20 protein-coding genes are annotated in these 24,021 nt (G+C 70.1%); 3 read left to right on the plus strand and 17 right to left on the minus strand.

The features are described from left to right. Nucleotides 1-10: 10 nt before the first annotated feature. From AC1DGC_RS13115 to AC1DGC_RS13180, 14 genes are all read right to left on the minus strand, one after another. A complete protein-coding gene (locus tag AC1DGC_RS13115; RefSeq protein ID WP_478048038.1) occupies nt 11-1,381 on the minus strand; it encodes a serine hydrolase domain-containing protein in 1,371 nt (456 codons plus the stop codon). 173 nt (nt 1,382-1,554) lie between these two features. Next, nucleotides 1,555-2,214, minus strand: coding sequence for a DUF2968 domain-containing protein (locus AC1DGC_RS13120; RefSeq protein ID WP_449334467.1), 660 nt, complete (start codon nt 2,212-2,214; stop codon nt 1,555-1,557). 168 nt (nt 2,215-2,382) lie between these two features. Continuing rightward, nucleotides 2,383-4,557, minus strand: coding sequence for a TadG family pilus assembly protein (locus tag AC1DGC_RS13125; protein ID WP_478048039.1), 2,175 nt, complete (start codon nt 4,555-4,557; stop codon nt 2,383-2,385). Between the two features lie 4 nt (nt 4,558-4,561). Next, nucleotides 4,562-4,990: a DUF3613 domain-containing protein gene (locus AC1DGC_RS13130; RefSeq protein WP_478048040.1), complete on the minus strand. Its 429-nt coding sequence runs from the start codon at nt 4,988-4,990 to the stop codon at nt 4,562-4,564. Next, nucleotides 4,987-5,838 (minus strand): tetratricopeptide repeat protein, encoded by an 852-nt coding sequence (locus tag AC1DGC_RS13135; RefSeq protein ID WP_478048041.1) that lies wholly within the window; start codon nt 5,836-5,838, stop codon nt 4,987-4,989. The genes AC1DGC_RS13130 and AC1DGC_RS13135 overlap by 4 nt, the downstream gene beginning before the upstream one ends. 5 nt (nt 5,839-5,843) lie before the next feature. Next, on the minus strand, nt 5,844-6,821 hold the full coding sequence (locus tag AC1DGC_RS13140) for a type II secretion system F family protein (protein WP_394162230.1): 978 nt from the start codon (nt 6,819-6,821) through the stop codon (nt 5,844-5,846). Further along, nucleotides 6,818-7,768 carry a type II secretion system F family protein gene (locus AC1DGC_RS13145; protein WP_259202880.1) on the minus strand — a complete coding sequence of 317 codons (951 nt, stop codon included), beginning with the start codon at nt 7,766-7,768 and terminating at the stop codon, nt 6,818-6,820. Before AC1DGC_RS13145 ends, AC1DGC_RS13140 begins: the two co-directional genes overlap by 4 nt. Before the next feature lie 2 nt (nt 7,769-7,770). Then, complete coding sequence (locus tag AC1DGC_RS13150; RefSeq protein ID WP_259202879.1) at nt 7,771-9,123, minus strand: TadA family conjugal transfer-associated ATPase; 1,353 nt, start codon at nt 9,121-9,123, stop codon at nt 7,771-7,773. Continuing rightward, the gene (locus tag AC1DGC_RS13155; RefSeq protein WP_478048042.1) at nt 9,108-10,394 is read right to left on the minus strand and encodes a CpaE/TadZ family protein; all 1,287 of its coding nucleotides are present in this window, start codon (nt 10,392-10,394) and stop codon (nt 9,108-9,110) included. The genes AC1DGC_RS13150 and AC1DGC_RS13155 overlap by 16 nt, the downstream gene beginning before the upstream one ends. 24 nt (nt 10,395-10,418) lie before the next feature. After that, a complete protein-coding gene (locus AC1DGC_RS13160; RefSeq protein WP_478048043.1) occupies nt 10,419-11,771 on the minus strand; it encodes a type II and III secretion system protein family protein in 1,353 nt (450 codons plus the stop codon). A gap of 18 nt (nt 11,772-11,789) precedes the next feature. Then, nucleotides 11,790-12,827 (minus strand): Flp pilus assembly protein CpaB, encoded by a 1,038-nt coding sequence (gene cpaB, locus AC1DGC_RS13165; protein WP_478048044.1) that lies wholly within the window; start codon nt 12,825-12,827, stop codon nt 11,790-11,792. Nucleotides 12,828-12,858: 31 nt separating this feature from the next. Continuing rightward, a complete protein-coding gene (locus tag AC1DGC_RS13170) occupies nt 12,859-13,335 on the minus strand; it encodes a TadE/TadG family type IV pilus assembly protein (protein WP_259202876.1) in 477 nt (158 codons plus the stop codon). After that, complete coding sequence (locus tag AC1DGC_RS13175; protein ID WP_449334413.1) at nt 13,332-13,874, minus strand: prepilin peptidase; 543 nt, start codon at nt 13,872-13,874, stop codon at nt 13,332-13,334. The genes AC1DGC_RS13170 and AC1DGC_RS13175 overlap by 4 nt, the downstream gene beginning before the upstream one ends. Before the next feature lie 105 nt (nt 13,875-13,979). Next, complete coding sequence (locus AC1DGC_RS13180) at nt 13,980-14,183, minus strand: Flp family type IVb pilin (protein WP_394162218.1); 204 nt, start codon at nt 14,181-14,183, stop codon at nt 13,980-13,982. 786 nt (nt 14,184-14,969) lie between these two features. Between AC1DGC_RS13180 and AC1DGC_RS13185 the strand changes: the two genes are divergently transcribed. The 3 genes from AC1DGC_RS13185 (at nt 14,970) to AC1DGC_RS13195 (ending at nt 21,721) form a co-directional block, all read left to right on the plus strand. After that, complete coding sequence (locus tag AC1DGC_RS13185; protein WP_478048045.1) at nt 14,970-15,962, plus strand: helix-turn-helix domain-containing protein; 993 nt, start codon at nt 14,970-14,972, stop codon at nt 15,960-15,962. Nucleotides 15,963-16,186: 224 nt separating this feature from the next. Continuing rightward, on the plus strand, nt 16,187-20,767 hold the full coding sequence (locus AC1DGC_RS13190) for a YadA-like family protein (RefSeq protein ID WP_478048046.1): 4,581 nt from the start codon (nt 16,187-16,189) through the stop codon (nt 20,765-20,767). Between the two features lie 93 nt (nt 20,768-20,860). Then, entirely contained in the window at nt 20,861-21,721 is an 861-nt protein-coding gene (locus AC1DGC_RS13195) for an outer membrane protein assembly factor BamE (RefSeq protein ID WP_478048047.1), read from the plus strand. A 174-nt stretch (nt 21,722-21,895) separates the two neighbouring features. On the opposite strand, the gene AC1DGC_RS13200 is transcribed toward AC1DGC_RS13195, so the two are convergent. From AC1DGC_RS13200 to AC1DGC_RS13210, 3 genes are all read right to left on the minus strand, one after another. Further along, nucleotides 21,896-22,483, minus strand: coding sequence for a fasciclin domain-containing protein (locus AC1DGC_RS13200; RefSeq protein WP_478048048.1), 588 nt, complete (start codon nt 22,481-22,483; stop codon nt 21,896-21,898). Between the two features lie 114 nt (nt 22,484-22,597). After that, entirely contained in the window at nt 22,598-22,993 is a 396-nt protein-coding gene (locus AC1DGC_RS13205) for an OsmC family protein (RefSeq protein ID WP_478048187.1), read from the minus strand. Between the two features lie 104 nt (nt 22,994-23,097). Further along, entirely contained in the window at nt 23,098-23,946 is an 849-nt protein-coding gene (locus tag AC1DGC_RS13210) for an acid phosphatase (protein ID WP_478048049.1), read from the minus strand. Nucleotides 23,947-24,021: the final 75 nt, after the last annotated feature.

Consider the following 24,021-nt stretch of genomic DNA (forward strand, 5'->3'; position numbering starts at 1 on the left):
GGCCACGGGTTCAGGGCGTGCGGGGCAGCTGCCGGGTCATCAGGTAGCGCGCCAGCGCATCGAAGGCCGGCAGGGTGGTGGGGTCGTTGGCCGCGTTGCCCGCGGTGGGATGGGAGCCGAAGCGGGCGATGACCACCTTGGCGGTCGGGTCGATGTACAACGCCTGGCCGTGCACCCCCCGTGCCATGTAGGCACCGTGGTCGTTATGGCTGACCCACCACATGCCGCGATAGCTCCAGCCCGGCAGCAGCGGATAGCCAGCCTTGGCGAAGGCCCGTTTGTCGCCGCCGGCACGGATGCGTGCGATGGCGGCGGCGGGCACGATCTGCTGGCCATTGGCGCGGCCGTCCTGCAGCAGCACCTGGCCGAGCCGCGCCAGGTCGCGCAGGCCGGCATTGAAGCCGCCGCCGGCGAATGGCGTACCGGTGGAGTCGACGGTGTAGTAGGCGTCCTGCTCGGCACCGAGGCGCTTCCAGATGCGCTCGGACAGCAGGGTGGAGACCGGCGTGCCGGTGCGGCGGGCGATGATCCAGCCGAGGGCGTCGGTGTTGATCGTCTTGTAGCCGAATGCCTGGCCGTGGCGGCCCTGCTTCTGCACGGTGGTGAGGTAATCGTAGTAGCTGCGCGGCCCGGTGTAGCCGGGTGCGGGTGGCAACGTGCTGCCGGCGGCCGAGAACTGCCAGACCTCGGCGTTGGGGTCGGCGTAGTCTTCGCTGTAGCGCAGCGCGGTGGTCATCTCCAGCACCTGCTTGACCGTGGCATCGGCGAAGGCGCTGTGGGCCAGTTCGGGGATGATCGCGCCGACCGTTTCGTTCTCGTCGATCACCCCCTCGGCGACCAGCATCTCGCCGAGCAGGCCGGTGATCGACTTGGTGACCGACATCGCGCCGTGCTGGCCATCGGCCTGCAGGCAGCCGGCATAGCGTTCGTAGACCACCACGCCGTCGTGCAGCACGACGATGCCGTCGGTGTAGTTGGCCTGCAGCGACTGCGCCCAGGTCATCGTGGCGTGCGTGTTCAATGGCGTGAACAGCAGCGCATCGATGGCGGGATCCGACTGTTGCGGCAGCGGTGAGGCCGCGCCGCTGCCTCGGCTGACCCCGACCGTCGGCATCAACTGGCGGAAATGGCAGGCGGTCCAGCGCAACTTCGGGAAGCTGAAGTAGTCGTCGTCGGTGTAGCGGATGCGCTTGGCCTCCGGTGGCGGGAAACCCTGCATCCAGCCCAGCGCCTGCGGGTCGGAGGCGGCGGCGTCCAGGGGCGGGGTAGCCCGTGGCGCGGCATGCGCCACCGGGAACAAGGCGAGCGCGGCCAGCAGTGCCGCCACGCAGGCCAGGGGCAGGTGCGAACGGGTCCGGCGGGCCGGTGTGGTGGTCGCCATGGCCATCTCCTCATGCGAGCGCAAGGATTCCTGCGGTTACCCGAGAGGGTACTGCACCGCGCGTGGCAGCGGGCAGCGCGGCCAGGGCGACGCGGAAGCGGCTGGGGCGCGGGAAAACGCGGCAGGGGCGCGCGCGTGCGGCAGGCTCCCTGCGCTGCAGGGAGCCGCCCGGCTTACGGGTTGCCGGTGGTGCCGGCCGGTGCCGGGGCCGCAACCGGTGCGCTGCCCTCCGGCGGCGGCAACGACAGCTCCGGGTTGCCCTGCTGGGCCTGCAAGGCTTGGATGCGCTGGTTGAGCGCGTCGAGCTGGCTGTGGGTGCTGCGCAGGTCGGTGCTCAGCGAGACGGCCTGCTGCTTGGCCTGCTGGATCGAGCTGCTGACCTGCAGCGACTGCTGGCGCTGCAGCTCGGCTTCCTGCTGCAGGCTGCGCAGGCGTTGTTCGTTGAAGGCGACCAGGTTCTCGGTGTAGCGCTTGCCGGCTTCCAGGCGGGTGGTGTCGATGTACACCTGGGCCAGTTCCTCGGTCTGTTGCACGAAGGTGCGGTAGACCTTTTCGGCGTTGTCGACCGAGTCGGTCTTGATTACGCGCCAGAAGTCCTTCTCATGGAACAGCGCCGCGTAGTACTGCAGCGTGGCGGTGTTGAACAGCAGGCTGGCGCCGTAGCTGCCGTTGTAAGTGGTGCGCAGCTCGGTGAGCTGCTGCGAATCCATCAGCTGGCGCAGTTCGTCCACGCTGTTGCGGACCACCGGTGCGCTGCGCGCGGGTTCCGCAGGCTCCCCCTTGGGCGCGCGCGCGGCGAGCGCCTGCGGCGCGATGCCTGCTGCCACCACCATCAGGCTGGCGGCCAGGAGCGTCCGGCCACGGGATACCACTGCTTTTCTCTCTCGCATCATCAGGCCGTCCACGAATGGCTCAATCGGTGAAAGTTCGTCTGTGAAGTTCCAGTCCCCGCGGCAGTCTAGCATGCAGTCCACGCGCTGCCGCCAGCGCGCGGGGAGGGGTCAATAGACCAGCTGGGCGGGGGTGCACTGCACCGCGTGCAGGTGCACATCGGTGCGCCCCAGCTCCAGTCCCAGCACTAGTGCCAGGGTCTGGGTGAGGAGGGTGCCGACGCCGTTGAGCAGCGGCTTGAGCAGGCCCTCCAGCACCGGCCGCAGCAGGGTGCAGAGCAGGCCGCTGCAGGCCACCGTGTTGGTGCTCGGGTCGGTGATGCCGCCGTTGCCCTGGTAGCTGTCCAGCAGCCCCGCATCGGCGGTCTGCAGGTACGAAGCGAGGTTGCCCTTGACGCAGTTGTTGTAGGACAGCAGCACGCTGACCAGGCCACTGCAGCGGTTGATCACCAATCCGCCGAGGACGGTGCCGAGCAGACCATCGAGTGCGCCAAGGCCCTGGCCGGTGACCGTGACCCGGTACGCTTCCCACACCGAGCCATCGCGGTAGCAGGTGGCCAGCCCGAGCAGGCCGCAGGCGTACGGCACGCCGTTCTTGACCTGCCAGTCGCCGAAGCGCTGGATGCCCAGGCTGGTGGATCCATCGCGCAACAGCGCGATGCTGGCGTCCACGTCGAACTGGCCGTTGCTCTTGCGGGTGGCCATCAGGAACTGGTCGGCCAGCTGGCTGGCGGTCTCGGCCTTGTCCATGCCCTTGGGGGCCGGGTTGAGCACGCCGCCGAGCACGCGCAGCAGTTCGCGCACCAGGTCGTTGACGGCGTTGCCGATCTGCGCGCCGTTGATCCAGGTCGATCGGGTGTCGCCCGGTGACAGGGTGACGGTCTCGTCGTGGGTGAGCGCGTTGAGTGAGATCCGGTCGTTGATCAGCGGCGCGCCGAGCAGGGTGAGCAGTTGCTCGTTCTGCAGGCTGGCGTCGCAGACGTTGCGCCTGGAGAACTGCGAGGCCGCATCGACCTTGCCTACGCACGCGCGCAGTACCGAGGACTCGACGCGGATACTGGCGGTGGCCGGCTGCGCGGCGCATTGCAGGCTGGTGAGCGTCCCCATCGCATTGGTGACATCGGCATACACCGGCAGGCGCAGGCGGATGCCGAGCAGGCTCAGTACCCGGCCCACGCCCAGGACGAAGTTGTTGCTGTCGATGTCCAGGCTGACCCGCACCTGCGCGTTGTAGGCGCGCGCGCCGACGCCGCCGATGGCGATCGAGGGTGGCTCGATGATCGCCGCCTTGGCCTGCACCAGGCCGAGGATGTTGAGCTGGTTGACCGCCACGCCCTTGCCGCCGTTGGCGATGCTGATGCTGGTGGTGATCAGGTCCAGCGCGTTGACCTCGGCCTGCAGGGCGGCCGAGGCCGGGCCGTCCGGGGCGACGATGCTGCCGAACAGGCCGCTGCCGGCCGCGTTGCTGCCCAACTGGACGTTGAGCTGGTCGATGTCCAGCTGCGCGCCGAGCGCATCGCGCAGGGCCCGCAGGTCGACGTTGGCCACGCCGCTCTGCGCCAGCACGCTGGCGGTGGCGTCGAGCAGTTGGCCGAGGGAGACCTTGTGCGCGGCCAGCAGCGCGTTGAAGTCGCCGATGCTGATGTTGGCATCCACCGGAATGCCCAACGCCTTGAGCAGGCCCCCGGGGGTGACCTTGGCCTGGGCCAGGCCGTCGTAGCCGAGCAACGTGGTCTGGTCCAGGTCGACCCCGACCAGCTTGAGCACGCTCCCGAGCGGCGTGGTGCCGTTGACCCGCAGCAGCTGCGAGCCGACGCTGAACACCGCCAGCGGCGGCGCCCGGGTGGCCACGGCCTGCGCACTCACCTGCGGCAGCCCGCGGGACGGGCCGAAGAACGGCAGCACCGGACGTTCGGCGATCACCTTGACCGCGTTGACCGTAGTGCTGTCGATGAAATGGTCGCTGCTGGCGTGGGTCGGGTTCCAGTCGCCGCAGCGCACGCGCAGGGTGCCGGCGAAGCGGTTGGCCTGCAGCGCGTTGCCACGGGCGGCGCTGTTGTCGGTGCGGTCGGCACTGCACAGGTCCAGGCGCTGCGCGCCGGCCAGGGCGGCGAGGTCGGCGATCTTCTGCACGTCGCGCTTGGCCCAGTACAGGTAACCGACCTCGACCAGGCCGAGCATCGCGACCAGCGCGACCATGATCACCATCATCGTCACCGACATCCCGCCACGCTGGCGCCGGCGCGACGCCGAGCGGATGGCAGGGGTGCACTGCGGGCGGCTCATGGGCTCAGTCTCCGCTGCCACTGCCGATGCCATCCCCGCTGATGTCCTTGCGCACGCTGGTGTCGAGGAATTCCGGGATGGGGTGGGTGAAGCTCTGCAGGTAGCGCGCGTAGCTGAGCGAGGCCTGGTCGCCGAGCATGGGCAGGTGGGCGCCGGCCTGGGCGCCGCTGGCCTGGAGGCGCAGCAGGGCGCGGGTGGTGTCGCCGATCTGTGGGCGCGGTGGCGGTGCCAGCGGCGCGGGCGCGGGCATCGGGGTGGCCGGTGGCACGGGCGGCGGTGCCGGCACCGTGGCCGGCACCTCGGTGCGCGGCGCGGCGGTGTCGCCGAGCATCTGCCCGGTCAACGGACGCTGCTGGGCAGGTGCGAGGGCGCAGGCCAGCAGGCATCCCACGGCGATCGACAGACGCATGGCGGGCGAGGCGAAGGCGTTCATGGGGTGCTCTCGTGGGCGGGATCGGCGCCGCCGAAGCGTTCCAGCATCGACGGGGCGAGGCGCGCATCGGCGCGCGGGGGGCGGGCCGCGGTGGCGGCAACCGGCGCGCCCGGGCGGGCCGGTTCGCTGACCGGTGCCGGGGCGGCGGCGGGCGGCACGGCGGCGGGTGGCTGCCGCAACTGTTGGGCGAGCCGCTGCACTTCGTCGCGCGCGGCGGCAGGCAGTGCGGCGCTGCGCATGATCTGGTCGGCCATCGCGGTGTCGTTGCGCAGCAGTGCCCACACCGCCAGGTTGGCGTTGGCCTTGACGTTGCCCGGGGCCAGCTCGGCAGCCTTGGCCAACGGTTCGCGGGCCTGGGCCAGGTGGCCGGCGCGCAGCCGCGCGAAGCCGAGGTCGCCGAGGTAGTCGGTGTTGAGCGGCTGCAGCTGCACGGCGCGTGCCAGGCTGGTTTCGGCTTGCGCCGCATCGCCGGCACGGGCCGCGATCAGGCCCAGCCCGTGCCATGCCGCGGCGCCCTGCGGGCCGTTGGCCAGGCTGGTGTACAGACTGCGGGCCGCGTCCACCTGTTGGGTTTCGCGCAGGCCATCGGCCTGCAGCAGGCGCAGGGCAGGGCTGTCGCCATAGCGCTGGCGGTAGGCATCCACGTGCGCCAGCGAGGCGAAGTACGCCCCTTGGCGCTGCATCTGGCCGATCAGGTCCAGGTACATGCGCTTGTCGTCCTGCGGCGGTGTCTCCAGCGGCGCCAGGCTGAGCGGGTCGGGGCGGTAGGCGGTGTGCGCCGCCCCGCAGGCGGTGCACAGCACCAGCGTGGTGAGCAGCAGCCCGAGATGCGGCAGGCGGTTCGGCATGGTGGTCATCCCAGTCGGTTCACGGCGTTGGCCAGGGCGATGATCGCCGGGCCGGACAACACCAGCATCAGGGCTGGCAGCAGGGTCAGCATCATCACCACGGTCATCTTCACCGAGAGCTTGCCGACCTTTTCCTTCAGCGTTGAACGACGCTGTTCGCGCAGGCGCACGCTGAACTGGCGCAGCGGCTCCTGCACCGCGCCGCCATGTTCATGCACCTGCAGCATCAACTGCACCAGGCTGCGCAGGTCTTCGTCGTCGAACGATTCGGCCAGCCGGCGCAGCGATTGCTGGCGCGTGCGGCCGTGCATGTAGGCGATGTTGGCCTGCTGGATTTCGCGACCGAGCACCGGGATGGCGCTGCGCAGCTTGTCGCCGAGCGTCTGCAGGCTCTGGTCCATGCTGAAGCCGACGCCCTGCAGCAGGCGCAGCAGGTCGATCAGCAGCGGCAGTTCGGCCGAGACGCGCTTGCGCAGGCGCGTGGCCCAGGCGCGCAGCGCGAATTTGGGCAGCAGCACGCCGGTGCCCAGTGCGCCCAGCATCACCACCAGGCGGCTGAGGCCATCGCCGCGATAGAACAGCATCGCCAGCACCAGGCACAGGACGGCCAGCAACAGGCGCAGCGCGAGGAAGCTGGCGGTGCCGGCACGCGTGTGCCAGCCGGCCTGGTCGAGCAGCAGGCGGTCCTCCGGCGCAAGCAGGGCCGCCTCGAGGCGACCACCGTTGAAGCGCTCGCCCAGGCTGGCCAGCCACGCCCAGCCACGCGGGCCCGCGTCGGCAGTGGTGGAGGTGTTGGCCGCGGTGGCCGCGGTGGCGGCCGTGGCGGCATCGCGCGGGGCCTCCTCGCGGTTGCGCAAGGCGGTCTGCAGGGTGGCGGCGGTGCGCTGCTGCTGGCCGCTCAGCCACAGCCCGGCCACGCCGAGCAGGCCCACGCCGAGGGCGAGCAGGAGCAGGGCGAGGATGAGCAGGCTGTCGGCGCTCATAGCGAGCGCGCCAGCCGATACAGCAGGAAGCCGCCCACCAGCTCCAGCAGCAGCGCGGCGCCGAGGATGCGATGGCCCAATGGCACCTGCAGCACCGGCTCGAAGAAGTCCGGGCTGACGATCGCCATCAACAGCGCCGACAGTGGCGGCAGCAGGCCGAGTACCCAGGCGGACATGCGCGTCTCGGCGGTGGTGGCCATGAGTTCCTGGCGGGCCTGGTCGACATCGCGCATGAAGTCGCTCATGCGCTGCAGGATCTGGTCCGAGCGGCCGCCGATGCGGATGCTCACCCCCAGCACCACGGCCAGGACGTCCAGCACATCCAGCCGGTACGGTTGCGCTGCCTGGCTGAGCGCGCGGTCCAGGTCCAGGCCACTGCGGGTGCCGGACAGGGTGTCATCGAGCAGGCCACGCAGCGGCATCGGGACCTGCTGGCTGGCAGTCTGGAAGGACATCTGCAGGCTGTTGCCCAGCCCGGTCAGGCGCACCAGGTTGTCGAGGAAGTCGGGCAGTTGGCGCAGCAGGCGCCGTTGCAGGCCGAGGATGCGGCGCGACACCCACAGCCCGAGGACCAGCGCATACAGGCCCAGCGCGATCGGCCAGACCCAGCCGGTGCCGATGCGTGCCGCCGCTGCCCAGGCCAGCAGCACGCCGCCCAGCGCCCACAGGATCGGAAGCCGCCAGCCGGTGCGCAGCGCGGCGCGTTGCAGCAGCGCGTCCCAGGGCAGGGCGTCGGGGCGTGCGGCGGCGGGCGGCGTTGATGCGGCCGCGGCCGGACGTGCCGGCATGCCGGCCAGCAGCGGCGTGGCCGGATGGGCGGCCAGGCGGTGTTCGGCGTGCTGCAGCGAGGCGCGCTGGCGTTCGCGGCGGGCCGCGCCCCACCACAGCTCGATGGCCACCGCCACCAGCACCAGGATCGCACTGCACAGCAGCAGCACCGTGGTCATGCTCAGTAGCCTCCGTCCAATGCCTCGCGCAGCTGGCGCCGGAATGGCTCCAGCTTGTGCGAGTGGGGATGGAAGCCAAGTCCGACCCAGCGGTCGTGCTCCCGGCCGTCGGCGTCGATCTGGATTTCGTGGCGGAACATTTCCTGGGTGCTGATCAGGTTGTCGCTGACCCCGGTGATTTCCGTGATCGACACCAGCACCCGGCGGCCGCTGCCCAGCCGCGAGATCTGCACGATGAAGTCGATCGCGCTGGCGATCTGCCGGCGCAGGCTGTCCTCGCTGCCCTGGAAACCGGCGAACCCGGCCAGCATCTCGATGCGGTACAGGCAGTCGCGCGGCGAATTGGCGTGGATGGTGGCCATCGAGCCGTCGTGGCCGGTGTTCATCGCCTGCAGCATTTCCAGCACTTCGGCCCCGCGCACTTCGCCGACCACGATGCGGTCCGGGCGCATGCGCAGGCTGTTGCGCACCAGATCGCGGATGCTTACCGCGCCCTGGCCATCGGCACCGCCGATGCGGCTTTCCAGGCGCACTACGTGCGGGTGGTTGAGCGAGAGCTCGGCGGTGTCTTCCACGGTGATGACCCGCTCGTCGGCGGGGATGTAGCTGGCCAGCGCGTTGAGCAGCGACGTCTTGCCCGAGCTGGTGCCGCCGGAGACCAGGATGTTGCAACGGCCCAGCACCATGGCATGCAGCAGCGCCTGCATGGCGCGGTCGAAGGTGCCCATGCGCAGCAGTTCGTCGGGCGTGAACGGGTCCTTGCGGAACTTGCGGATGGACACCATCGGGCCATCGACGGCCAGCGGCGAGATGATCGCATTGAGGCGGCCGCCGTTGGGCAGGCGCGCATCGACCATCGGGTTGGATTCGTCCAGGCGGCGGCCGAGCGGGGCCAGGATGCGGCGCAGGATCCGCAGCAGGTGGCTGTCATCGCTGAAGCGCTGGGTGGCGCGCACCAGGCGGCCGCCCTGGGAGACGTGGATGTCCTTGTAGCCGTTGATGAGGATGTCTTCGATGCTGGGATCGTGCAGCAGGTCGTCCAGTGGACCGAAGCCGGTCAGCTCCTTGACCAGCGCGCCGGCGACGATGTCCATCTCGGCTTCGTTGACCGGGATGCGCCATTCCTGCACGAAGATCGCGGTCTGGGTGTGCACGTAGCGGGCCACCGTATCCGGTGCCCACGCATCGATGTCGATGCGTTCGTCCTCGATGCTGTTGAGCAGGTGTTCGTGGGCGGCCACCAGCACCTTCTGGTATTCGTCGGACTGGGCGAAGGGGGGCGGCGCGGCATCGACCGCGGGGGCGGCCTCGTTGCGCGCGTGCAGGGGAGCGAACGGCGTCACTTTGTCTTCCATGGGAGACCACTCAGGCGGAGGACGAGTTTTTCCCGCCAGCCACGGGGCAGGGCGCCGGCGAGTGCCGGGTCCAGCCGCGCCAGCAGGGGAGTCAGGGCACGCAGGTAGGGATCGCGCGGTGCATCCTGCAGCAGCAGGTGGCCATGGTTGGCGCTGGCGCGCAGGCGGTGGCAGTCGGGCAGGGTCGCCAGCAACGGCAGCGCGAAGCGCTCGGCGATCTGGGTCGGCGCCAGCCCGCCCGCCTCATCGTGGCGGTTGACCACCAGCTGCAGGCGGGCGTCGCGCGCACCGAGCGCTTCGAGTTGCCTGAGCGCCAGGTCCAGCGAGACCAGCGTGCCGATCGCCTGGTCGGCGACCAGCCAGATCTCGTCGGCGCTGTTGAGCAGCGAGCGCGGGATCTGTCGCACCGGCGCCCCGCCGAGCTCGCACAGCACGGTGTCGAACACGCCGCGCAGGCGCTGCACCAGCACCGCCGGATCGGCGATCGGGCCGCCCTCGCTGCCGGCGGGCTGGCCGAGCAGGGTCAGCCCGCCCGGGTGCCGGGTCATCGCGGTCCGCGCCAGGGTGGCATCGATGCGCGTGGCATTGCGCAGCGCATCCTCGTAGTGGAACTGGCTGTCCAGGTTGAGGTACAGCGCCGCATCGCCGGCCGGATGGCCGAGATCGAGCAGCAGCAGGCTGTTGTCGTGCCGGGCCGGGTCGGCGTCGGCGGTGGCGGCGCCGCCCGGGCGGCCGAGCTGTTGCGCCAGTACGCCCAGATGCACGGCCAGGGTGCTGCTGCCCACGCCGGCGCGCACGCCCAGCACCAGCACCAGCCGCGCCTTGTGCGCGGGCTCGGGCGCCACGCTGCGGATGGGTGCGGCACCGCCGGCGCGGCGCAGCACCGTATCGATATCGGCGGTGGCGGCATCCAGGTCGAGGATGTCGCGCAGGCCGGCGCGCAAGGCGGCGACCACGCCGTCGAGCTGGTCGGGGGCGGTGGAGCCGACCGCCACCAGGGCCAGGTCGGGCACGCTGCGCTGCAGGTGCCGGGTGAGATCGGTGGATACCGCGGCCTGTTCGCGCCGGAAGTCGAGCAGCACCACGCAGGTGCCGCTGCGCCGGTGCGCATCCAGCGCGATGCTCGAACCGCGGCTGTCCTCCCAGTGCACGCGGGTGCCGACCGGGAGCCGTGGGCCGAGCGTTTCAAGCAGCTCGGGGCTGGGCGCGACCAGCACCAGTGTCATCGGCGGCGCCATCGGATGCAGCAACGGGATGGGGGCGGAAGACATGGGGAAGGGGCTCCTGGCATCGGCTCAGCGCGAGAAGCCGGGCAGCTGGTCCGACGATGCCGGGCTGAGCAGCCACGCACCCCAGACCGGCAGGTTCGGCTTGACCTCGCGGTCGCCGGGCAGCGGCACCACGGTGTCGCGCGCCAGCGGTTGCACCAGGCGCGGGGTCACGATGATCACCAGTTCCTTTTCCTCGCGTTTGTAGTTGAGGCTGCGGAAGAACGACCCGATGATCGGCAGGTCGCCCAGCAGCGGGATCTTGTCGACGCTGGAGCTGACCGTGTTGCTGACCAGTCCGCCGATCACGAACGTTTCGCCGTCGCCCAGCTCGACGGTGGTGTCGGCACGGCGGGTAGTGATCGAGGGAATCTGCACGCCGTTGTAGGAGATGCCGGCGGCGTAATTGAGGTCGCTCGCCTCCGGGGCGACCTTCAGCGCGATCCGGTCCGGGCCGAGCACCGTCGGGGTGACGGTCAGGCCGATGCCGAACGGCTTGAAGGTGATGGTGGTGGTGCCCAGCCCCTGCGGCTCGAGGATCGGCAGCTCGCCGCCGGCCAGGAAGCTGGCGCTCTGCCCGGACAGCGCCACCAGCGTGGGCTCGGCCAATACCCGCGCCATGCCGTTGCTCTGCAGCAGGTCGATGTTGGCATCCCAGCCGTGGGTGAGTGACTTGAACACCAGCCCGAACGCGGATGACAGCGGGTTGTTGACCACCGGGACGTCGGGGTCGGTGCCGATCGGCGCCACGCCGGGCAGGGTGCCGCCCGGGCGGGTGATGCCGTAGAAGAAGCCGTTGTTCTGGTTGGCGAAGCTCATGCCGATCTGGCGCAGTACCGACTTGTTGAACTCCACCACCTTCACGTCCACCTGCACCACGCCGCCGCTGGCGATGGTGGAGACATCGGCGAGCTGGCCGTCCTTGCCCAGCGCCATGCTGGCGGCTTTGCGGCTCTGCTCATGGTCCAGCAGGCCTGCCGCACTCCCTTGCAGCAGGCCCTGACCGTCCTGCAGGGTGACCTGCAGGCCCTCCGACGGTGGCAGCGCCCCCTGGACCGCGCTGCGCACGTCGATCTGCATCCGTTGCGGCTCGCTCTGCTGGCGGCGCCAGACCAGCAGCGTGGTGGTGCCCGGTGCCTTGCCCACCAGCAGTGCCTGGCGCGGACCGCGCAGCATCACCACGTCGGCCACGCTGGGGTCGGCGATGGCGACCCGCTCGAGGTCGGCCGGCAGCGTCCACGGGCGTTGTTCGCGCGTCTGCAGGACCACATCGGCATTGGCCATGCCCAGCACCGGGCTGCCCCCGAGCACCAGCGCCAGCAGCAGGCGCGTGGACCAGCGGTGCGTGGGACGGTGCAGGCGGGCAGGGCGTGGCGTCATGGAGGGTCTCGGCATGGCTCACGGAGAGCCGCTGTGGGAGGAAACATCGCCGCGGATGATCTCGACACCGCGATCGAGCCGTGGGGCGGTGCGCGGTGCGCTGGCGCGTGGCGGCGCCGCCGCACGCGGGGCGCGGGCGCTGCTGCGACCGGCCAGGGCATCGCTGTCCAGGCCGGCGTAGGCGTCGTTCTCGGGCGAGGCCAGGGCGAGGCGTTGTTCGGGGCTGAGTTCGCGGCGCGGGTCGAGCACGCTGGCGGGCGGGGCGAACAGGCTCTGGTCCGGCTGGCCGACATCGGCCGGATTGCGCAGGGCCAGGAACAAGCGACCTTGTTGCGCGCCGAGCAGCAGGCGGTTGGCGTCGGCCACCGGCACCGCCAGCACCGCACTGCGGATCGGTGCATTGGTGCTGGTGCTGCTGGCGCTGCTCGACGCACCGCCCTGGATATCCTGGGCCCGGCTGTCGCTACCGGCGGCGGCAGTGGGGCCGTCCGCACCGGTGGCAACCGGTTGCCCCGGTGCCGCATCGGCGGCGCCGTAGCTGAGCACGCGCAGCCGCGACAGCAGCAGGCGCGCCTGGGCCTGGCCATCGGTGTTCATCCCCGGGGGCGCACGCAGGTTGAGGAACACATCGACGTAGTCGCCCGGCAGGATGCGGTTGCCGGCGGCCACCAGCTCATCCACCGGCACGGCAAGCGCGCGTTCGCCCGGGTTGAGGCGCAGCGCATAGCCCTGCGCCATCAGGGCGCTGTTCAACGCGGTGCCCGCCGGGATGTCGCGCACGGGGACCGCGCCGGTGGCGGCGGCGATGTTGGCATAGCCGCCTGTGGGGGCCTGCGGCGCGGCGCCGATGCGCAGGTCGGCGGCGCTGATCGGACGCCCGGCGGGCAACAGGGTGGCGGCCTCGACGACGGGCCACTGCTGCGGCTGGCCGGCCACGGTCGGCGAGGGTGCCGCCGCCGTGTTCGGCGTGCGCCGGCTGACCAGGAACGCGACCACGGCCAGCAGCAGGGCCAGGGCGATCATTGCCACTGCGGCGATGCGGGTCAGCTTGAGCATGCAACTGCCTCCGGGAAGGGTGCGCCGCGCATCAGGGCGTACCCAGGTCGAGCTGGGCCACGGCGGTACTGCGGATCGGCTGGGTCATCAGCCACCCGTACATGCGCCCGGTACCGGGCAGGAACGGTTTGCTGCTGTAGTCGTAACTCACCGACACCTGCATGCATTGCGCGCTGGCCAGGCCCACGCACGGGGCCGGTGCCGACACGACGATCGGCGGCGCGGCGGCGTTGTTGCAGTTGGCCTGCTGGCCGGCGAAGTTGAGCAGCCATTGCATCGAGCGCTGCGCGGCCTGGCAGGCCGCGACGCGGCGGTCGTTGGGACTGGCATAGCGCAGCGACGCGCGTGCGCCCTCGGCCGAGGCCAGCGACAGGGTCTGCTGGGCGGCCATGATCATCACGCCGGTGTAGGTGAGCAGCAGCAGCGGCACCACCCCGATGATCAGCATGAAGGCGAATTCAAGGGTGGCCACGCCGCGTTGGCGACGGGCGAGGAGGGCAGCCTTCATGGAGCCGCTCCCTGGCCCTGCCAGAGCAGGTAGCCCAGCGTGGCGGCGGCCAGGTAGGCCGCGTAGGGAATGCCCGTCCGGCCCTGGCGCAGGGCCTGCAGGCGCTGGGCGGCGGGGCCTGTCTGCCAGTGCTCGCGCACGCGTGCCTGCAGCAGCTGCGCACGCAGTGGCAGGCTGGCGCGCAGGCCGGGCGCGAGGACGACGACCGTCGCATGCAGGCCGGCAAGCAGGCTCGCCACGATCCAGATCGGCAGCAGTGCCGATGCCCCGAGCAGCAGCCCCAGCACGGCGAAGTACTTCACATCGCCCGCGCCCATCCAGCCGATCGCATAGAACGGCAGCAGCGACAGCAGCCCGAGCAGCAGGCCGAGCAGATGCATGCCGGGGAAGGCGGCACCGGTCATCCATGACCACAGCAGCGCGCCCGTTGCCAGGACCGCCACGCACAGCAGCCACCGATTGGACACGCGCCGCGCGTACAGGTCGCTGGTGGCGACCTGGGCGCTGAGCAGCACGGCCAATACCGGCAGCAGTGACATCCGATGGTTCCTCCATGATGGCGCATCGAACCGAGGGGCAAGGCATGCCGTTGGCGACGCCGCAGGGTGGCCTGCGGGCGCAGCCTTCGGGCAGTGCGCTGTGGATCAGGTGGTCGGGGTGCTCGGCGCGCCGCCGCTGGCGCTTTCGACAAGCGTCTTGAGCTTGCTGAAGAGCGTGTCGAACATGTCGCTCAGGCCGGTGCGGGCGGCGACGACCAGCACGCCGGCGATCACGGCGGCGAGGATGCCGTACTCGAGCGCGGTGACGCCGTCTTCTTCGGCAAGGAAGGTGCGGATGGAGGCTTTCATGACGGTCTACTCCCTGTTCCAGTCAATGGATTGAACTGCCTGCGTATGGATGGGGGATATCCGGCTCCGCCGGATCCATCCTGTGACCTGCGCGCTCCGTGCGCAGGGTGCGGCCGCACCTGCGGCCGCAGGCCTACCTGGGCATTGCCAGGCGGACCGTGTGCGGGAAGGGCGGGGCAGGCAGCGTCGGACCGCGCGGCGTGATCGCCTGCGCCGGTCGGGTCGGAAACAGCGTGACATCCCTGAGCATCTGCATTGCATCCCCCTGTCGTGCAAACCCGGTTTCCGCCATGGAACTGCCGGGATGCGTGCCTGCCGGAAAGTCCGGCGTCATCAACAGAATCCAAATCAATCATCGGCGGCGTCGGGTCCGACTTTAATCGCCGCAATCCGCCCGTTATCTCCGCATGAGCGATGAGCACCATTTAATGTTTATAAAGTGAAAGAGATGTGTTTATAACGTGATGGTGTGGTGACGGCGGCTTTTTGACGCTGCATTTAGACCGTTCCAAGTTGTTTTCAAAGGAATTTCTTCACCTGCAGTGCCCGCGAGGTGGGTGGGTTTACCTTCCAGCGAGTTCATGCATACTTGCCGAAAATGCGCATCGATAATCGGGCGACGACCCGCGCGCAATATGCAGTCAGGGTATTCAGGGTTTTCCGTTGCTGCGCTGGCGGCCGGTGGCGGGTTTATGCAGCGCATTCGCCGAGTGCATACAGGAAGAGACGGGCGCGGCCGGCTTGAGCGGCGTCGCGCGCATCCAGGCGCAAGGGGGCATCACTGTCATGGTAGATGGTGTAGTGGGCGACAATGGCGGCGACGGCGTGTTCCGGTCCTACGACCTGGCCACGCTGAGCGGCGTGCTGCGTGTCTGCGACCTGGAAATGGTGCTGCTCGATGGCAATGGTCCGCGCGCGACCTTGCATTCGCGCGTCCACGACGAAGCCCTGTTCTGCACCGCGCACTGCGGGTTCCACTTCCGCGGTCGCTTCATGCTGCCGCAGGACTGGTGCCTGCTTGGCTTCATCCACGCCACCGACGAGGGGCGCAGCTGGTGCCATGGCATTCCGCTCAGCGCGGGGATGGTGGTGACCGTCCTTCCCGAGGGCATCAGCGAGTTCGCCCTGAGCGCGGGCACCCGGCTGAGCATGCTGCTGGCGCCGATGCAGCGCGTCCAGCGCAAGCTGACCGAACTGAGCCTGCGCAATACGCTGCCCTCGGGGCAGGCGTTGTCGCTGTTCAACAGCGAGGCCAGCGGGGGCCAGGCGCGCCTGCTGCAGCGTTACGAAGCGCTGCATGCGCAGTTGTCCGCGGCGGACGGCGCGCTCGCCGCCGATGCCGTGGAAACGGTGCTGCACGACCATATCCAGGCATTGCTGGGTGCGGGGAGCGAGGACCGGCCGTCCAACTCGCGCGCACGCCGCGCCCATTACCTGATCGCGCAGCGCGCCGAGAATTTCATGCGGCTCAATCTGCGGCGTTATATCTACATGCACGAGATCTGCGACGCCGCCGGGGTCAGCGAGCGTGCGCTGCGCTACGCCTTCGAAGACCTGTTCGGCACCTCGCCCAACCGTTACCTGTCCATGTTGCGATTGTGCGCGGCCTGTCGCGGGCTGTCGATGGCCGACTCCAGCCGCAAGTCGGTCAAGGCCGTCGCGCTCAGCTGTGGGCTCTGGGACCTGTCCCGTTTTGCCGACAATTACCGTCGTGTATTCGGCGAGCTGCCGCGCGACACGCTGATGCGCGCGCCGGCCCAGATCGGCAGCCCGGCCTGATCGTTCGCGGCAGGCGCCGCCCCCCTCCAGGTGCCATGCACGTTTCCGGCAATCTGCCGGAATTGCGCATGCCGCTGCCGGTTATCGTCCCTGTATTGCCGGAACGCACGCATGCGCTGCCGGAATGAAGTGCCCCGCAGATGACGTGGCGACTGTAATGACATCCAAGTGCCGAGAGGCATGGCTGATGCAGTCCACATCGTCCGTACACGGGGGAATACCTGATGAACCGTATCTTTCGACTGGTCTGGAGCCACCGGCTGAATGCCCTGGTGGTCGTTTCCGAAGTGGCCACCTCGCGTGGCAGCCTGGTGGCCGGCCCGGTCGTGGTTCACCTGAAGGTACCGCTGTCGCTGCTGTCCATGGGCCTGGCCCTGGCCCTGAGCAGCGGAACGGCGCTGGCCGGTGAGAGCCAGACCCGCAGCGACCTGGATGCGCTGACCGCCAAGTACGCACCGCTGCCGGTCAAGCTGGATGCCGATGCCGCGCTGGCAGCGGTGGTGCGTGCCCGCGACAGCTCGCCCGCGCTCAACGCCGATGCCAACGTGTCCCTCAACCTGGGCCTGGGCAAGGCTGGCGGCACGGCGGCGCCCCTGCCTGCGGTGCAGGTGGGGGGCACGCTGAAGGCCGCGCTGCCGCAGCAGGTGGCCGTGCCCGGAACCGCTGCGTCGGGGGCGGCCAACGCGACGGTCACGCTGGCCGGCACGCCGGTACTGGGCGCCGATACATCGGAGAACGCGACCGTGGCCGCACACCCGAAGGCGGCCGTGGCGACCCGGGCGACGCTCGCCGCGAGCGTGCCCGCCCCGGTGAAGCTGGATGCCACGTTGCAGGCGGGCGCGGAGGCCGCGTTGGAGGCGGGTGCCGGCGCAACGGGCGGCGCGAAGGCCGGCATCGCGGCCACCGCGACGATCGGCGCCACCGCCACCGCCACGGACACCGTCACGGCCAGCGTCGATGACGCGGTGCAGGCCACCCTGGCCTCCGGCGTCGCCGGCGGGGTGGGCGTGGATGCACTCGCGCACGCGGCAGTGGTGGCCGACCGCAACGAAAAGCGGGTGGACGCCGGGGCCAGCCTGATGCAGACCACGTCCCTGACGATGTCGCCGACGGCCGCCTCCGGTGGCCTGCTGGGCGGCGTGGGCGACCTGCTCAATGGCGTGGGCAACACGCTGGGCAATGTGGTGGGCGGGGTGAGCGACACCGTCGGCAACGTCGTGGGCGGGGTGAGCAATACGGTGGGCAACGTAGTGGGCGGGGTCGGCGGCACCGTGGGCAACATCGTCGGTGGCGTGGGCGGGGTGGTCTTCCCGGCACCCACGTCGCTGCCGCCCGGCCACCCCAAGGCACCGGCACCCACCGATCCCAACGCGGGGCTGATCATCGGCACCGGCGGCCTGGTGGGGTCGTTGTCGAGTCTGGTCGGGCCGACCGCGCAGGGCCTGCTCGGTGGCGACGGCTACATGCGCAATGGCAACCTGGCCGTCAGCAGCGCCAACGTCATGCAGACCTATTCGGTGACCAACGTGCTGGGCCTGCCGGTGGTCAACCTGACCCCGGCCGGGACCCTGCTCAACGGGTTGGGCGGGGCCACCACCGGCGGCAGTTCGCACCTGACCCTGATCGGCGGTGTGACCTCCGACAGCTACATCTACAACATCAACAATGGCAATCCCAACGGGCTGCTCGGCCTGCTGCTGCCCGACCAGGCCCCGGGCTGGTCCAATACGTGCGTGGACCTGCTGGTGGCCAGCGTCGATTGCTGGGCGGTCAACGCCGCGCAGGACTACCAGGTGCTGGTCGGCGACGGCGCCTATGCCAATGGGTCGCGCGAAGTGGTGATCGGCGCCAACGCGCGGCATGAGCTGGCGCCGGTGGATGCCAACGTGGCGTTCCCGGGGGCAGGGCAGAACGATCCGAACGACCCCACTGGCGTCCCGACCGCCGACTACGCCGCGCGCATGGGCCATTCGGTGGTGGTGGGCGACAGCGCCAAGGGCACGGCCAACGGCCAGGTGCTGCTGGGCGCGGAGGCCACGTCCACGCAGGCCAACAGCGTGGCGCTGGGCTACCGCACTGTGGCCAACCGCGGCGCGCAGGCCAGCTACAGCGCGTATGGCCTGACCACGCCGCAGGTGTCGGCCGGTGAGGTCTCGGTCGGTTTCGCCGGCGGCGAGCGCCAACTGACCAACGTGGCCGCCGGCAGCGCGCCCACCGATGCGGTCAACGTGCGCCAGTTGCAGGGCGCGATCAACCAGATCGACGCGCTGGATGTGTTCGCGGTGACCTACGACGACGACGGCGCCGGTGGCGCCGACTACCGCCGCATCACCCTGGGCGGTGGCACCGGCACGACCACGTTGGCCAACCTGGCCCCGGGCGCGATCGGCGCGGGCAGCACCGAGGCGGTCAACGGCGCGCAGCTGTTCTCCAGCAACCAGGCCATCGTCGACTACTTCGGCGGGCTGACTGCGTTCGACCCGGCCACCGGTGCCTGGACCGCGCCGAGCTTTGCGATCACCAGCGTGTCCGACGGCGGCACGATCGCCCAGGGCGTGTACGACAACGCCACCGATGCGTTCTCGGCGGTGGATGGCTCGCTGGTCAACCTCAATACGCAGATTACCGACATCCGCAACGGGGCCGGCAGCAAGTACCTGAAGGTCAACTCGATCGGCCTGGCCGCCGCCGCCGCTGGCACCGACAGCATCGCCGTCGGCAGTGGCGCCACCGCGACCGCGGCCAATGCCATCGCGGTGGGCGCCGGTGCAATGGCCGATCGTGACGGCACGGTGTCGGTGGGGGCGGTGGGCAGCGAGCGCCAGGTGGTCAATGTCGCCGCCGGCACGCTGGCCACCGACGCGGTCAACCTGGGCCAGTTGCAGGCCTCCGAACTGGGTGCGTTGCGCTATGACGAAAACCCCGACGGCAGCATCAACTACGCCAGCGCCACGCTCGGCAACGGCACCGGCACCACCCGCCTGGGCAACCTCCGCGCCGGCGCGGTCACCGCGGTGAGCACCGAGGCGATCAACGGTGCGCAGCTGTTCAATGCCAGCCAGGCGCTGGCCACGCACCTGGGCGGCGGTGCCGCGGTGGACGCCAACGGGGTGCTCAGCGCGCCGACCTACACGATCAATGCGGTGTCCAGCACCGGCCAGGTCACGGCGGGCGACTATCGCGACGTGGGCACGGCGTTCGACGCGGTCAGCCAGTCGCTGGCCAATGTGGCCGACCAGACCGATGCGGTGGACCGGTTGGCGGTGAAGTACGACGTGGATGCCGGCGGCAACGCCACCGATACGGTCACGCTGGGCGGAACCGGCGGCGGCGCGGCGGTGGCACTGACCAACCTGGCCGACGGCAGCGTGCTGGCCGGCAGCCGTGATGCGGTCACCGGCAACCAGTTGTTCCAGACCAACAACGCGATCATCGGCTACTTCGGCGGTACCACCAGCTTCGATCCCGCCACCCGCATCTGGACCGCGCCGACCTTCAGCATTTCGTCCATCGCCACCGACGGCAGCGTGCTGAGCAACGACTACAGCAACGTCACCGTGGCCTTCGCCGCCGTGGACGACTCGCTGCTCAACATCAACACCCGGATCAGCCAGATCCAGCCGGGCGCGGGCAGCCCGTTCGTGCAGGTCAACTCGGCCAAGGCTGCCGCCAGCGCGGCTGGCGCCAACAGCATCGCGATCGGGCCGGTGGCCTCGGCCACCGGCAGCGGCAGCACCGCCATCGGCGATGGCGCCGATGCCAGTGCCGACAACAGCGTGGCGCTCGGCAGCGGTTCGGTGGCCAGCGTGGGCGCGGAGACCGGCTACACCGGCGCCTATGGCGCGGCCGGCGGCAGCAACTCGGCCGGTGAAGTCTCGGTGGGCAGCACCGGTGCCGAGCGCAAGGTCACCCATGTGGCCGATGGCTCCGACCGCTACGACGCGGTCAACGTGGGCCAGCTGCAGAACGGGGTGAGCTACGCCATCGACCAGTCCAAGGCCTACACCGACACCCAGATCAACAACATCAACAACGGCACCTCGGGCATGTTCCAGGTCAACAACACCAACAACCTGGCCGCGCCCGCCGCCACCGGCGCCAACGCAGCCGCAGGCGGCGTGGGGTCCAGCGCGGCAGGGGCCAACAGCACCGCGCTCGGCAACGGGGCCAGCGCGCAGGGCACCAACACCGTGGCGCTGGGGGCCGGCTCGGTGGCGACCCGCGACAACACGGTCTCGGTGGGCAGCGCCGGTGCCGAGCGCCAGATCACCAACGTCGGCGACGGCAGCGCGGCCACCGATGCGGTCAACGTGCGCCAGCTGCAGGCTTCGCAACAGGGCACGATCCGCTACGACACCACGGTCAACGGCAGCACCAACCTCAACAGCGTCACTCTGGGCAGCACCAGCACTGGCCCGACCACGGTGCGCAATGTCGCCGCCGGGACCGCCGGGACCGACGCGGTCAACGTGGACCAGCTGCGCGCCGGCATGAACCAGAGCCTGGACTGGTCCAAGGCCTACACCGACGAGCGCTTCGATTCGTTCGACCGCAACCTGCGCCGCACCGACGACCGCGCATCGGCCGGTGTCGCGGCGGCGATGGCGGTGGCCGGGCTGCCGCAGCCGTATGAAGCCGGGCGCAGCATGGCCGCGATCGCCGCCGGCAGCTACAACGGCGAGTCGGGCGTGGCGCTGGGGATCTCCGGCGTCTCCGAAGGCGGCCGCTGGATCTACAAAGTGGCCGGCACCACCAACAGCCGCGGCGAAGGCGGCGTATCGGTCGGCGCGGGCATCCAGTGGTGATGGCCCGATGCACCACCTGCCGTGATCGTTCCCGGTGCGCGCCAGCGGCCGCATCGGGGAGTCCAGCGCCCAGCGGCGCACAAGGGGGAATCCATGTCCGCATCGACCACGCTGTACGACCACGCACCGTTGCTGCGCTCGCTGTCGCTGTGCCTGGCGGTGCTGTTGTTCAGTGCCTGCGCCAGCACCGGCAAACCCAAGGCGGCGGCCGCCGCGCTGCCTGACGCCCGCGGGGAGGGCGCGGCGGTGCGCTTTCCCGATCCAAAGCGGGCCACGCTCAAGGAAGGCCTGTTCGTGGACCTGGACAACCTGCGCCTGTTCGCACGCGGCATGAGCAAGCGCCAGCTGTACACCCTGCTGGGCACCCCGCACTTCGGCGAGGGCATGTGGGGCGTGCGCGACTGGAATTACCTGTTCAACTTCCGCAGCTCGCCCGGCGGCGACTACTTCACCTGCCAGTTCCAGGTGCACTTCGACGGCAAGGGCATCGCCCAGGCCGGCGACTGGAAGCCGCAGGCGTGCGCGGCACTGCTGCAGCCGCCGGCACCACCGCCAGCGCCTGCACCTGCGCCGATGCCGGAGACGCCGGTGCGCCTGTCCGCCGATGCGCTGTTCGCGTTCGACAGCGCCGTGCTGACCGACGCGGGGCGGCGCAGCGTGAACGCGTTGCTGGAACAGGTACGCAATGCCAGCCAGGTGCAGACCATCCAGGTGCTCGGCTACACCGACCGAATCGGCAGCGACAGTTACAACCAGCTGTTGTCGCAGCGGCGTGCGCAGGCAGTGCGCGACGCGCTGGTGCAGGGCGGCGTGGCGGCAGCGGCGATCGTGGCCGAGGGCCGCGGCAAGGCCGATGCGCTGGTGCAGTGCACCCAGGGTGATCGGCAGGCGGTGATCGCCTGCCTGGCACCGAATCGACGCGTCGAGATTTCCGGCCTGGCGCGTTCGCGCTGAGCCGTTGCGCGGCCGTGGGCCGCGCGTCCTCCCCCGTCAATGCCCCGGGCCGATGTGCCTCTCCCACATCGTCCGGGGGTCCCTTTTGACCTGGCCCGACGTCCCGGCAGGATGTCTCCCCCGTCATCGCATCGGGGCGGCGGGCCAGGTCATCCTTTTGCCGCTACGCCGGCGTTACGGCATCAGGACCTTGTCGACCACATGGATCACGCCATTGCTCTGGCGAACGTCGGCGATGGTCACGTGGGCGGTATTGCCCTTGCTGTCGGTGACGGTGATGCCCTTGCCGGCCTGGCGCGCGGTCAGTGTTTCACCCTGCACGGTGGTCAGGCTGGCCTTGCCGCCGCCCTGTTTGATCCGGGCCAGCAGCGCGGTGCTATCCAGGTTGCCTGCCACGACGTGGTAGGTCAGCACCTTGGTCAGGTCGGCCTTCTTTTCCGGCTTGAGCAGTCCATCGACCGTGCCCTTGGGGAGTGCCGCGAAGGCCGCGTTGGTCGGCGCGAATACGGTGAACGGGCCAGGGCCCTTGAGCGTCTCCACCAGGCCGGCGGCCTTGACCGCCGCGACCAGGGTGGTGTGGTCGTTGGAGTTGACGGCGTTGTCGATGATGTCCTTGTTGGCGTACATCGCCGCGCCGCCCACCGTGGGGTTGGCGGCCATCGCGTGGTCATGCGCGGCCATCGGCGCCTGCGCGAAGGCCAGCGGTGCAGCGGCGGTGGACAGGCAGGCAAGCAGGAGCAGACCGGTGAACGAGGTTTTCATGTGGTTCTTCCCGACAGAGCGTCCAAGTGACGCAACTGGATCTACGCGGGAAGTGGCACCGCGGATGCAGTGCCCGGCACATTGGCCGGCTTGTTAGCGACAGGTGACGGCGGCTCAGTCCGTGCCGCGCTCGCTGGTGATGACCGCGCCCTCGCGCATCACCAGGGTCACCGGGGTGCGTTCCACCACGTCGAGCAGCCGCGTCCATTGTGCGTCGCTGAGCGCGCCACTGGCGTGCAGCACGCGGTGCACCACCAGCTTACCGGCGTCGTCGCGGCTGGAGGCCAACTCGGCGCGGAACTCGCCCAGGTCCCAGCCCTTTTTTTCGGCATACATGCGCAGCGTGATCGCCGTGCACGCCGACAACGACGCCAGGTACAGATCGAACGGCGCGAAACCGGCGCCCTGGCCACCCAATGCGAATGGTTCATCGGCGCTGAGCTGGTGCGTGCCGCTGCGGATCTGGTGGCGGTAACGGGGGCCGTCTGAAACGATCTGGACCTGTGCCATGCGATGCGCCCTGCTGCGGTGGTAGAAGGAGCGCAGCATCGCATGGCGCTGCCTGGGCCGGCGCACGCGGCGCGCGGAACGCAGCGTCATGGCCGTGGCCGCGTTCACTCCACCCCGGGGATCACCTGCTTCAGCGCCGCGGCCTCGGCCTCACAGCCGCTTGCCGGCACGCTGCTGCCGCGCAGGCCGCTGATCTCGGCGCGGGCGGCGGCCATGTCTGCGCTGAAGTCGGCGTCGGCATGCAGCCTGGCGAGCGCGCCGGCCGCCACCGCACGGCCCTGCAGCACGTCGCTCTGCCAATGCGCGTTGCAGATCAACCGGTTCTCGCCGAAGGCGCGTCCACGCGCCAGCAGCGCATCGGCCTGGTCCGGGCTCAACTCGGTGAGCAGCAGCGCCCAGGTCCAGCCGATCGCCGTGTGGCCGGAGGGGTAGGAGCCATCGGTGCGCAGCGCCGCTTCATCGGCCGGCGCGCAGGTGGCTTCCTTGTAGTAGACGAACGGGCGGGTGCGCTTGTAATGGTCCTTGGCCGCATAGGTGGCCAGGCCCGCATCGACCATGCTCCGCTGCAGCAGCAGGTACAGGCGCGGGGTGTCCTGCTGGCTGATCGGTACGCCCAGCGCGCAGGCGAAGGTCCCGGCGACATGCGGGAAGCGCAGGTCCGCATCGGAACTGGCCAATGCGTAGCGCGGCGTACCGCGCAGCTTCTGCGATGCGCGGCTGACCGCCTGGTCGCGGGCAAATGCGGGTGAGCCCTTGGCCGGTGGCGGTGGCAGCAACGTCAGGCTGTCGGGCAGGGCGCGGCCGAGATAGCCGGCCGGTACCCCGGGCCGCAGTTCGGGCACGGCGCGTGCGGGAGCAGACGGTGCCGACGGCGGAGCTACGGGTTGCAGGGGTCCCGATGCGCAGCCGGCCAGCAGCGAAGACAGCAGCACCACCCGGGTGGCAACACGCATGGCAACCTCCACGATCATGGCCGTGCCGGCCGACAGGCCTCCAATCTGGAAGCATCGCGGTGGAGCGGCAAGCGG

This window comes from Stenotrophomonas sp. 05N37 (assembly GCF_056397365.1).